Origin of the sequence: Pontibacter silvestris (assembly GCF_020907275.1) — a bacterium.
In the GTDB taxonomy this organism is placed as follows: domain Bacteria; phylum Bacteroidota; class Bacteroidia; order Cytophagales; family Hymenobacteraceae; genus Pontibacter; species Pontibacter silvestris.
Genome location: NZ_JAJJWI010000011.1, coordinates 128,550 through 139,863 on the forward strand (window position 1 = coordinate 128,550; position 11,314 = coordinate 139,863).

General features: G+C 40.9%; 13 protein-coding genes. 5 read left to right on the forward strand and 8 right to left on the reverse strand.

Annotated features, from left to right (window positions below; genetic code table 11):
• Positions 1-172 precede the first annotated feature (172 nt).
• The gene (locus tag LN995_RS11950; RefSeq protein ID WP_229961301.1) at positions 173-613 is read left to right on the forward strand and encodes a PepSY-like domain-containing protein; all 441 of its coding nucleotides are present in this window, start codon (positions 173-175) and stop codon (positions 611-613) included.
• Positions 614-666: 53 nt separating this feature from the next.
• Here LN995_RS11950 and LN995_RS11955 read toward each other — a convergent pair whose 3' ends face one another.
• The 5 genes from LN995_RS11955 to LN995_RS11975 form a co-directional block, all read right to left on the reverse strand.
• Positions 667-1,338 (reverse strand): SGNH/GDSL hydrolase family protein, encoded by a 672-nt coding sequence (locus LN995_RS11955; RefSeq protein ID WP_229961302.1) that lies wholly within the window; start codon positions 1,336-1,338, stop codon positions 667-669.
• Positions 1,339-1,375: 37 nt separating this feature from the next.
• The gene (locus tag LN995_RS11960; RefSeq protein WP_229961303.1) at positions 1,376-1,984 is read right to left on the reverse strand and encodes a GNAT family N-acetyltransferase; all 609 of its coding nucleotides are present in this window, start codon (positions 1,982-1,984) and stop codon (positions 1,376-1,378) included.
• Positions 1,985-2,141: 157 nt separating this feature from the next.
• Positions 2,142-2,669 carry a DUF2911 domain-containing protein gene (locus tag LN995_RS11965; RefSeq protein ID WP_229961304.1) on the reverse strand — a complete coding sequence of 176 codons (528 nt, stop codon included), beginning with the start codon at positions 2,667-2,669 and terminating at the stop codon, positions 2,142-2,144.
• 120 nt (positions 2,670-2,789) lie between these two features.
• Entirely contained in the window at positions 2,790-3,563 is a 774-nt protein-coding gene (locus LN995_RS11970; protein ID WP_229961305.1) for a sterol desaturase family protein, read from the reverse strand.
• An 80-nt stretch (positions 3,564-3,643) separates the two neighbouring features.
• On the reverse strand, positions 3,644-4,594 hold the full coding sequence (locus LN995_RS11975; RefSeq protein WP_229961306.1) for an alpha/beta hydrolase: 951 nt from the start codon (positions 4,592-4,594) through the stop codon (positions 3,644-3,646).
• An 826-nt stretch (positions 4,595-5,420) separates the two neighbouring features.
• Here LN995_RS11975 and LN995_RS11980 point away from each other — a divergent pair.
• A complete protein-coding gene (locus tag LN995_RS11980) occupies positions 5,421-6,485 on the forward strand; it encodes an SDR family oxidoreductase (RefSeq protein WP_229961307.1) in 1,065 nt (354 codons plus the stop codon).
• 614 nt (positions 6,486-7,099) lie between these two features.
• On the opposite strand, the gene LN995_RS11985 is transcribed toward LN995_RS11980, so the two are convergent.
• The gene (locus tag LN995_RS11985) at positions 7,100-8,050 is read right to left on the reverse strand and encodes a sterol desaturase family protein (RefSeq protein WP_229961308.1); all 951 of its coding nucleotides are present in this window, start codon (positions 8,048-8,050) and stop codon (positions 7,100-7,102) included.
• A gap of 298 nt (positions 8,051-8,348) precedes the next feature.
• Between LN995_RS11985 and LN995_RS11990 the strand changes: the two genes are divergently transcribed.
• The 3 genes from LN995_RS11990 (at position 8,349) to LN995_RS12000 (ending at position 10,348) form a co-directional block, all read left to right on the forward strand.
• The gene (locus LN995_RS11990; RefSeq protein WP_229961309.1) at positions 8,349-9,188 is read left to right on the forward strand and encodes a phospholipase A; all 840 of its coding nucleotides are present in this window, start codon (positions 8,349-8,351) and stop codon (positions 9,186-9,188) included.
• Positions 9,189-9,382: 194 nt separating this feature from the next.
• Complete coding sequence (locus LN995_RS11995) at positions 9,383-10,084, forward strand: haloacid dehalogenase type II (RefSeq protein WP_229961310.1); 702 nt, start codon at positions 9,383-9,385, stop codon at positions 10,082-10,084.
• 39 nt (positions 10,085-10,123) lie between these two features.
• The gene (locus LN995_RS12000; protein WP_229961311.1) at positions 10,124-10,348 is read left to right on the forward strand and encodes a hypothetical protein; all 225 of its coding nucleotides are present in this window, start codon (positions 10,124-10,126) and stop codon (positions 10,346-10,348) included.
• A gap of 113 nt (positions 10,349-10,461) precedes the next feature.
• Here LN995_RS12000 and LN995_RS12005 read toward each other — a convergent pair whose 3' ends face one another.
• On the reverse strand, positions 10,462-10,872 hold the full coding sequence (locus LN995_RS12005) for a hypothetical protein (protein WP_229961312.1): 411 nt from the start codon (positions 10,870-10,872) through the stop codon (positions 10,462-10,464).
• Positions 10,869-11,243, reverse strand: coding sequence for a hypothetical protein (locus LN995_RS12010; RefSeq protein ID WP_229961313.1), 375 nt, complete (start codon positions 11,241-11,243; stop codon positions 10,869-10,871). The genes LN995_RS12005 and LN995_RS12010 overlap by 4 nt, the downstream gene beginning before the upstream one ends.
• Between the last annotated feature and the right edge of the window lie 71 nt (positions 11,244-11,314).

The window sequence follows — 11,314 nt, forward strand, 5'->3', positions numbered from 1 at the left end:
GATCTATATATGTAAGATAATAGTTTCACAACTAAAACTAACAGTAGTTATTTAAATTAAAATATTATATCTGAAAATACCTATAGAGCTCTTCAAATTCTTTCCAGAATCAGGTTTTAGATTTGAGCATAAATCAATATATCACTTAAAACCAATAGCTATGAACCTAAGTATGAGATTGCTCTTTATATTGAGCTTCTTTATGTTTTCCTGCAATGATGATGACAATGACGTTGCACCTAACAGCGTGCCAGAAGCAGTAACAAACGCACTGGCTACAGCTTTTCCTGATGCCACTGATGTAGAGTGGGAAATGTCGGGAGAAAACTACGAAGCAGATTTTGATGTTAACACAGTAGACTATAAAGCCCTGCTTACCGCAGATGGCAGTATGCTCATGTATAAGCATGACATAGCACAAGCTAATCTCCCGGAAGCTGTCAGAACCTCTATAAGCCAAAACTACAATAGCTTACAAGTAGACGACACAGAACTACTTAGCCTTAGCGGCACCACATATTACCAGATCGATTTTGACCAGGAGGGCCAGGATACAAAGGTAGTTTTCACTGAAGATGGACAGGTACAGGAGCAATTAACTTACTGGGACTAGGCAACTATTCTTCCTGTATTTAAATAGCGTCTGGAGTAAGTAAACTTCAGGCGCTATTTCTGCTTAAGGAGATACGGTTCTAGTATACCAGTCCATAGTTTGTAGCCTTCGCGGGTCATGTGCAGGCCATCTTCCACAAAAAGCTCAGGCATGGGCTTGCCATCAGCTCCCAACATAGGTGAGGCCACATCAACATACTTTATCCAATTTCGCCCAGAGGCATACTTCTCTATTTTCCGGTTTGCTTCCTGCATCTTATCATACATATCCCAACGGGCAAGGCTTGGCTTTATCGACAGGAATACAAGCTCGGCATCTGGCAGCTTTTGTTTTACTTGTTCGGCAAATTTTTTAAAATCTTTCAGTACGACATCAGGGCTCTTTCCACTGGCAATGTCATTATCACCGGAATACAGCACCACCTGGCGGGGCTGGTATTTGGCCACTATACGATCAAAATATTCGACAGCATCCTCTATTTGCGAGCCTCCAAAGCCACGGTTCAGCACAGGCCGGTTAGGATAGTCCTGGTTTAGTGTTTCCCATTTACGAATAGAGGAACTACCGGTAAACACAATACCGCCAGGTGCAGGCATGCTCAGGCTATCTTTTTTCTCAAACTCCCTGATCTCGCTTTCCCAACCATTATTTTGTGCAAAGCCTTGCCTTGCCAGCAAAATAAAAGCAATAAATGAAAGCGAGTACAATATTTTGCGAAAGGTCATAATTCAAAGATTGTTTTTTGTAAAGATAAAGAAAAGGCTAAAACAAAGAGGCATTGTTTTGTGTAGTGTCTAGGCTCTTGTATTTTGCTAGTGCAGCTTCATTTACCAAGCCATAATACTTCGTATCAATTAAGTCTCCTAATCCTGTTTTATAATCTGCCTTTAATGTACCCTCCAGTTCGAAGCCCAACTTCTGAACTAGCCGAATGCTTCGGGAGTTATCGGGAATTATTCTAGCGCATATTTTTAATATCTTTAATTCACTAAAGCAATAAAAACACACTTTTTTCAGTGCTTCAGAAGCTAGCCCCTGCCCTTCATATTCCTCAGCAACAAAATAGCTTACCTCACACTTTGGCACCTGCCAGGATATATCTTTTATAGTAACCATTCCTGCTAAGGCACCTTTATACCATAGGCCATACAAAGCCAGTTTACCGTACCGTAACTCATTATAAGCCTTCTTTAAGAAGGCTTTAGTAGACTTTATGTCTGACACTTTAGAAACTGTTACCTGAAAACTTTCCTGCAAACGCTCTCTGTTCTTTGCTACTAAAGCCAAATACACCTCTGCATTATCTTCTCTAAGAATTTTTAAGCGAAGCCTCTCTGTCTCTAATTCTTCTCTAAACGCTACGTCCATCATTATAGCTTTAGGTTGACTGATATGTACTCGTTAATTCCAGAATGGATTTAGGTTACTTATAATGACTGCCACAAACACAGGTGCCTCAGAAACAAAAATGCCCGTTCTGTTGGTTTTCAAGCTCACAGAACGGGCATTTTAGCAGCTAAGCAGCATATTAGCTTTTAGGTTTAACTGAAACCGGCAACTCCAGATTCTCCCAGCGCAGCACAAAACCATTATCTGTCACCTCATAAGCCAGACGCTCATTAAAAGATAGCGCTTTTTCAGGTTTAGCTGTTACGCGCAGGGCATCCTGCTTTTCGTCGTACTGTGTTCCCCACTGTTCTGCCACTTTGTTGAAGATAACTGTCCATTGGTCTTTTCCAGGAATAGCATAAACGCTATATTTACCAGCAGGCAACTCCTTTCCTTCCACCGTTACATCTTTATCAACTTCAAAAGTAGTGGCTTCGTTAGCACCAGCACGCCACACTTTACCGGCAGGCGCAAGTTCTTCCCACACCTTACGACCTTTAACAGACGGGCTGCTATAGTCTATAGTAACTGTGGCATCACCTATTTTACCAGATGCAGTAGCAGGAGGACTTGGGCGGTTTGCCTTAGAGTCTTGTGCCCAGGTAACTGTCGACATTAGCATGCAGACAAACAGCAAGGCAAGAAAATTTAGATGCGTGTTTTTCATAGTTGATTGATTTTTAATTTGATAGAAAGATAGAAGAAAGTGCGGAGATTACCAATAGCTTAGCGTGCTATATCACCGGAATTTAAAGCTGATAAACTTGCAGCAAAAGACCTAAACAGATTACTGTTGCTCTTTTGGTTGCTCGTTTTGCCTGCTTACCAGTTTAGCAAGCGTTTTGTCGTAACCAGCATGCGTAGTACCCATCACCTCGTCCCACAACCTTAAATAAAGGCCATAGTTACCACGAAAATACTTATGGTGCATGTTATGGTTAGTTGAGGTATTAAGCCATTTCCCCAAAGCACTGTTCACGAGCCAACTTGGATAAATTTCGTAGCCTAAGTGGCCATATACATTATAAGCTGTCATGAACAACAGGAAAAGCAAAATAGCGAACTGGTGTATCGGTATCAGGAAAACAATGGCAAATATAACACCTCCCTCGACCAGAGCCTCTAAAGGACTGAAGGAAAAGGCTGCCCACGGCGATGGATTTGTAGACCGATGATGCGTTAAATGAAAAAGCTTAAACAAGCGCGGGTCGTGCATCAGCCGGTGTGTCCAGTAGAAGTACGTATCATGTATCAGCAAAGCCAGCACAACACTTACTGCAAAGTAACCCCAACCATAATCTGAAATATCGCTGTAGATTTTGGTGTAGGGCCTGATTGCCGGAGTAGAGAGGATAATAGCTATAGCTGCAAATATAAAGAACGTAATAAAAGAGTAAACCACCTCCCGCACATAGTCATTCTGCTTCGGAAACAACGCCTGAATTTTAACTTTTGAGAACTTTGACGGTAAAAAGATGTAAAACACCAGAAATGCAATGCCTGCTATAAAAATGTAACGGGCAGACAATAATGCATAAAATAACCAAAACTGAGAATTCATAAATAAACTACTTTTAAACTGCTACAGAAACGCCTAAAGGCAGCCTTTTAGTTTAAAAACAGTAAGAGGAAAGTTTGTTGTTACTCCTTGAAAGCAAGGCACAACTCTTCGTTAACAATACGTAGTGCCTCTCTGGACTCTTTCAGAAACTTTGGCATCATCAGTACAAAGTCATGTATCATATCTTTGTACTCCTTATGTACCACATGTATTCCCGCATCTTCCAACTTCCGGGCATATAAGTTGCCTTCGTCGCGCAAGGGGTCATGTTCTGCCGTTATTATTACGGCAGGTGGCAAGCCAGCCGGATCGGCAAAAATAGGAGAGCAATAAGGATCCTTCCTATCCTGGCCTTCTGGAAGGTATGCCTTTCCAAACTGCTGCAGCATTTCTGAAGTAAGCAGGTACTCATCACTAACTTCTTGCCGTGACGGCAAAGAGCCGCTGCAATCCAGGGACGGGTACAATAATGTCTGGTGCAGGATCTTAGGGCCTCTCTTGTCTCTGGCCATTAATGAAACGACAGCAGCCATGTTGCCGCCAGCACTTTCGCCACCAACAGCCAGCCTACTTCCATCTCCGCCAAAGGTATGCGCGTTTTCAGACAGCCATGCTGTTGCCTCAAAGCAGTCATTCAGCCCTTGAGGAAAAGGGTGCTCCGGAGCTAGGCGATATTGTACAGACACTACCATGCAATAAGACTGGTCGGCTATCTTTTTGCAGAAGTTGTCTCTTACATCAAAGCTCCCGATCGTAAACCCTCCGCCATGGAAGTACACCCACACAGGCAGTGGTCCTTCTGACTTCACTGGTTTAAAAACTCTTAACGCAATGGTATGACCTGCTTTAGAAGTAAAGCTGATGTTCTCTCCATCCTGAACGGCAGGCGACTGCAGGCCTGCAAAGCTATCCATAAACTTCATGAACCAGTCCGACTCTATACGTCTTTCAGCTAACGGTTTAGAAGTGCGTTTGCCGCCTAACTTTGTAACGCCAAGAAACACCTTCAGAGGTAGTGGTAGTTTTGCCATACTAATTTTATCTCTTGATTCCTTTATTCTAAATACTTTACGTGCGAATGGAAAAGTGTCTGTGTTTATCCATTCCGTTCCTAGTATTTTTCCCTTACCCTTTACTCCAGATCAGGAAAAGCAAGGCTACATAGAAACTCAAGTACCAATCTTTCTACCATTTTAAAAGTTAACCCCTTCCGCACTAAAACATACCCAATAAACCTGCCGGGCAATAACTTTATGGACTTCTCAAGTTTAACATCCAGAGCAAGTCTATTTCACTAACAACTGTTCGTAAATAACAGATTATCAACCGATTGCATGGTTAATATTTAGTTAACAAAAACATAATATAATTGCCATAAAAATAAATTTAAATAAAAATGTTTGAAATATTTTGAATAAATAAATCCTTGTTCTACCTTTGAAACATCAACAAACAATGTAGGGTGTTGAAACTGGCAGACAAGCCCTCCTATCTCGGGGGTGGAGGTTCTGGAATAAAGCAGCTTTTTGACCTAGTTTATAGTACAAAGACATTTGCCTAACCACTCCGTGGAGGTTCGACTCCTTCCCCTACAGCTACAAAGCCTCACTTTCCCAAGTGAGGCTTTCTTTTTTTCATCCGTGATAGTTTAGCCTTGATCCCCAGGAAGCTGTATCATTTTGCTTAATGCCCTCTCTGTTTACAAAGCACGCATAACTGCCTAATTCTTTAAAGCTTTCGAATAAAGAGAAACTGCCTACATTCCTAAAAGAGGACAGTAAAGCAAGCGTTTGGCACCATAGCACCGTACACACATTATTTAAGGCTCATTTTACCTAGAGATATAAAGCTTACAAAATGGATTTACAGCAAAAACAAACAGCACTGATAGTAGGAGGTAACGGTATTATAGGCCGTAACCTTGCCCGCTACTTAGAATCGACAGGCAACTGGAACATTATTGTAACCTCCCAATCACCACTTGCTTACAAAACGGGGGCTACTTATGTTCAACTAAACCTGCTCGATGACCAGGCAGTAAGTCAGCAGGCTGCGGCACTTAAAAATGTTACCCATGTCTTCTTTGCTGCTTACATAGAGCGCAAACTACTTGCAGAACAAACTTCGTACAACCTGGCCCTGATCAAAAACCTGATGGACGGACTTGAAGTCGTTGCACCAAATCTGGAGCACGTTACTTTTATTCAGGGTGGTAAAGCTTATGGAGCTCACTTAGGACTTTATAAAACGCCGGCTAAGGAAACTGACGGCAGGCACATGCCTCCTAACTTTTACTACAGCCAGGAAGATTACCTGAGAGCAAAGTCTGCTGGAAAGAAGTGGAGTTGGACTGCCGTACGCCCTGATATTGTAATGGGCTTCGCGATAGGCAACCCAATGAACCTCTCTAACCTGATAGCCGTTTATGCCAGCCTTTGTAAAGAACTTCAGGTGCCTTTTCGGTTTCCGGGTACGCCAAAGGCTTACCAGGTATTGGTTAATGTAACCGGTGTAGAAGTATTATCTAAAAGTATGGAGTGGGCTGCTTTAAATGAGAAGTGCCATAACGAGATATTCAATGTTACCAATGGCGACATTTTCAGATGGAGCCAGGCGTGGCCTAAAATTGCGGGGTTCTTTGATGTAGAGTACGCTGAGCCACAAACTTTTTCTCTGGCCGAGTATATGGCTGATAAGAAACCGCTATGGGATGAGATGATTGAGAAGTATAACCTGGAGAACAATAGTATTGAGAAACTGGTGCAGTGGCCTTTCGGAGACTTTATCTTCAACACCGAATACGATGCTTTTTTTGATGTAAACAAGGCCAGGCGCTTTGGCTTTCATGAAATGCATATCGACAGCATTGACTATATGCTGGAGACTTTTCAGAGCTTAAAGGATGCCAGGATTATTCCATAAACCTAAGGACTGAAACTGGTTAAGTTCAAAGAAGCTGCTGACTTTTAGAGCGTGATCTATAAGCAGCAGCTTTTATTCCACTCTTAAAAAAAGGTATTGCGATTTTATCCGTTGGTTATCTTTTATGGACATGGTCTTCCAGTTCAACTAACAATTGTAAGCATCAGATTAACAAGCATTTGCATATTATTAATAAATTAAAATATAGAATGTATTATTATCATAAGATTAATATCTATTAAATTTTGTTAAAATATTTGCAAACAAAATTAAAGCTTTGTACGTTTGTATCATCAGTAACGACAAACAATGTAGGGTGTTGAAACTGGCAGACAAGCCCTCCTATCTCGGGGGTGGAGATGAAAGGATAAAGCAGCGACTTACCTTAATCAATAGTAAAGACATTTGCCTAACTACTCCGTGGAGGTTCGACTCCTCCCCCTACAGCAAAGAAGCCTCACTTTTTCAAGTGAGGCTTTGTTATTTTACAGACAGCACATCATACATTACCATCTTGTATTCTGCTATTGGCATTATAATTAAGGACAAAAAAGAGCCGCAACAAATTAACAATTGTTGCGGCTCTTTTTTGTCCTTAATTAATGTTATCCTTACTATACAGTCAGTATCTTCTCTGAACTATTGGCATCAGATTGTGATGCTAGTTCTTTCTGAAGTTGCTTAGATGTTTTTGTGCTGCCGTCCGGGCTCCATCCTGGCGGATAAAAAACATACTTAAACTTGTCCTTCCAGCTTTTTGCTCTCTTCACATCATTCCAGATATCAATAAACTCATGGAAATTCAGCTTAACAGGGTTATTAGAGTTTGGTGGGTGTATAACACCAAACTTAGGTGGAATGTGCTCTTCTCTGCTCTGGAAAGTACCAAAAAGCTTATCCCAGATAATCAGTATGCCACCGTGGTTACGGTCCAGGTACTCTACATTGCTGGCATGGTGCACCTGATGTACCCGCGGGGTATTAAACACCTTGCCAAACCACCCTAAATCCGGCACCAGCGTAGAGTGCAGGAAAAACTGATAAATAGAGTTGAAAGACATACACAAGGCCAGCATAATCGGGTTGAACCCTAGAGCAGGAAGCCAGATCCAGTAAATGGGCTTATAAAGGAAAATGGTCCAGCCGTTTCGAAAGGCAGTGCCTAAATTAAACTTTTCGGAAGAATGATGCACAATATGCGCCGCCCAAAACAACCTTACTGTATGGCAAAAACGATGATGCCAGTAAAAATTAAAATCATCTCCTATCAGACACAGTGCCCACACCCACCAGGCCCACCCTAAACTACTGTAACCTAAAAACTCTTCTCTTAACGGCTCAAATAGCTTATAGAAAAGAAAGAAGAAGCCTATTTGATACATCTTTGTAAGGGTATTCAAGATGGCAGCCCCTATTCCCACCCAGCCACTGGCGAAGGAGTCTTTCAGGTCGTACAGTTCTTTGTCTTCACGGTAACTAATGTAGACTTCTGCCAAAATGAGGATAAAAAAGATTGGCACGAAATAGACAAAGGGATTGGGCAAGTTTTCCAGCAGTATTTCCATAGCAACAATAAACAACTAGTTTTAGCAGGAATTGGTAATATTTTCCAGATTCAGCCTAAATTAAGGAGATACTTTAAAAATTCCTACAAATACGCGGCTCTTTAACTTTGTCGTCCATTTTTTTAATGTTTAGACAATATTAAAGTAATAGCTACTATTACTTTAGCTATACATAACAATAATACTCTTGTTTTTATGAAGCATAAATAACAGAAGAAGTTATCTATTATCTGGTCAGCTGCGTTGTATTTATTCTGAACAGGGAGTATTCTCTAAGGATGATTGTATAAAACAGCCAATGCAAAAGATAAAGAGTAGAATCAGGAAGAACATGTGGGGCTTGTGCCTTTTTATATTGGTTATTTCGATTAACACAGTTTATGGGCAGCAGATAAGCAGAGATTCGGTAAACCGTATTCTGAGAACAACTCCGCCATTTACTATATACAAAGACAACTACATTATTACTGGCAGCACCATAGGAGAAAAGCCTACAAGCTCAAACTCAGATGTAAAGTACCAGATAAGCTTTAAGCACAGGTTAACCAATGCATCGCTCCCCCTGAACTCATACCTGTTTCTTACTTATACACAGCTGGCATTTTGGGATATTTACCATTGGTCAAGTCCATTTAATGAAATAAACTTTAACCCTGGCCTTGGTTTAGGAAAGCTCCTTTTCAAAGACGGTAAACTGATAGGCTCTCTGGCGTTGCAGGTAGAACATGAATCGAATGGGTGGGACAGCACCATGTCCAGAAGCTGGAACTATGCCTCTTTTAGCTATACTACGGCAATTTCTTCTAAATCTATATTGCAGCTAAAGGCATGGGTACCATTTTTCTATAAACAGGATAATCCCGATATAATAGATTATGTTGGCTACGGGCAGGCAACTTATATCTGGGAAATTAAGAAAGATAAGCTCCTGTTGGACGTTACAGGTCGGAAAGGTACTTCTGGCTGGAAAGGAAACATTCAGACACAGCTTAGCTTTAAACCTTTTAAATCCGGTAATGCCTTTGTCACGTTACAATGGTACCAGGGTTATGCCGAAAGCTTAAGCCAGTATCAACAGTCAACCAGCATGCTCCGGCTGGGGATAGCTATAAAACCGCCAACTTACTTGTTTTACTAAAACTGGTAGGTAAGTTGGTAAGATATGCTTCCAGTTAAGCTTATCATTTCACTCTTACTATAGCTACCACTTCCGTTACTCTTCTATCCACCAAAAGCGAGTATGTTCGAAAAATAAGGCAGCAAAACCAGCTTGTATCACACCTGGTGCGTAAGAAAATCTCTAGTTAATTCTATTAAATAAAGCTTAATAAGATGTTAGATAATATTCTGAATACCTCTAAAATCCGTCCGGCTTTACTGCTCTTTGATGTAAATGAGACATTATTGGACATGTCAGCCATGCAAAAAGCCATAAACGAAACATTTCACAATGAGCTGGCTTTCAAACTTTGGTTCTCGCATCTTATACAATATGCTCTTGTAGAAAACGTAACAGATACGTACCATAACTTTAGCGAAGTAGGCCAAGCTGCCATGCACATGATTTCAGAAATTACAGGGCAGCATGTTTCAGAAGCGAAGCAAAAGGAGTTGGTAGAGATGGTAAAGAGCACACAGCCACACCCGGATGTAATACCTGGTCTGGAGAAACTGCGCGAAGCCGGCTTTCGCATGGCTACACTTACTAACTCCCCTGCAAAATCGAGTGTACCGCATTTAGATGCAGTAGGCCTGAAAAGTTTCTTCGAGGAAACCTTCAGCGTGGATAGCGTAGAAAAATTTAAACCTCACAGCAACCCTTACCAGTATGTGGCAGAGCAAATGGAGGTGAAAATAGAAGATGTGATGATGGTAGCCGCACACGGCTGGGATATGGCTGGCGCCTTACGCACAGGAGCACGCGCCGCCTTTATCTCCCGCCCAGGCCAAACGCTGTACCCTTTGGCTCCTGAACCAGAACTTACAGTACCTACACTCACAGAACTAGCCGAGAAGCTGATTAAAATGGAATAGGCTCTTTCGTGTTATCCGTATTATTAAAGGCTGCCACGCTTGCAGAACCTGTACATGCAGCGAGGTTTCCCGAACAGCTATTCTTTGCCGTTGTTGTGTCTTCTGAACGACTACCGTGTCTGCTCCTGCAAACGTTGTAGTTCTCGTGCCATTGGAGCAGGATCTAGGCTATTGCATAAAGAACTTGAGCAAGGTGCTACCAAAACATACCGCCAGTTTGAGCGCAGCAGTAACTGGTGGAAGGAAATGGCAGCCAGTTTGTAGCTGGCGAGGGTACAGAAATGAGTATAAATCCAGTTACAAACTGGATCTAAGTAAAGCTACAAGTTACGCTGACGCTAAACTTGCGGCATGGGGGCCTATTGGAAAATCAACAACTATAATTGTAACAGTTGATTCTCAAGTAAATCTTTAGAAAGAGTTTTAAGTGTAATATTATTAAATTCATATACCTCTGGAATACCATTGAAGCTGAATCTACTGTTCTCAAGTTTCACAATTTGTACTCTATCTTTATTATTTAAAGAGTTAGAGCTATCTATTAGAGCAATGGCTAACTTATCAGTTGGAGTAGACATATCTTGTCCAACAATTGAGAGTGTTAATCCAGGCATTTGATCATTTGCAAGAGCAGACGCTGGAGTTACAGTTATAATCCAATGTACATTTGGTCTAAAGGTAATTTTAGCTTCATATCTATCCGTTGAAGCATCAAATATATTCTCCGGCAGTTTTCCTATGGCATATGAGATTGTATCACCTGTGTTCTTGTTATAAACATCAATCATACTCTATAAACATCAATCATACTCTTTAAACTAGAAAAAAAGGAGTCCAGTTGAGGCTTCCATTTTGAGCTTAATACAATTCTGTTGCTCTTTACATCTAGCCCTTTCTTTTCTAAGTCAAGCTTCTTTAAATCTTTAGTTTTTATGAAGTCGTTTGCCCACTCATTGAACTCATCTTCAATCTTTGCTATTTCTTTACTATTTGTATTGGGGGAGCTTTTAAGTGCATCAATTTTATGTTGGGTTTCTTCAAATTTTTCTAATATCTCTTTTTGTGATTTGTCACTGCTCTTCCCAGAGCCAACATACATAATGAATGTACCGATAGCGATAATCAAAATACCAATCACTATATAAATATTCATTCTCATACCTTAATTAAATATCCTAACTTATCTCATTACAAATGTATTAAACATTCTAAGTATCTTCTTTGAAAAGA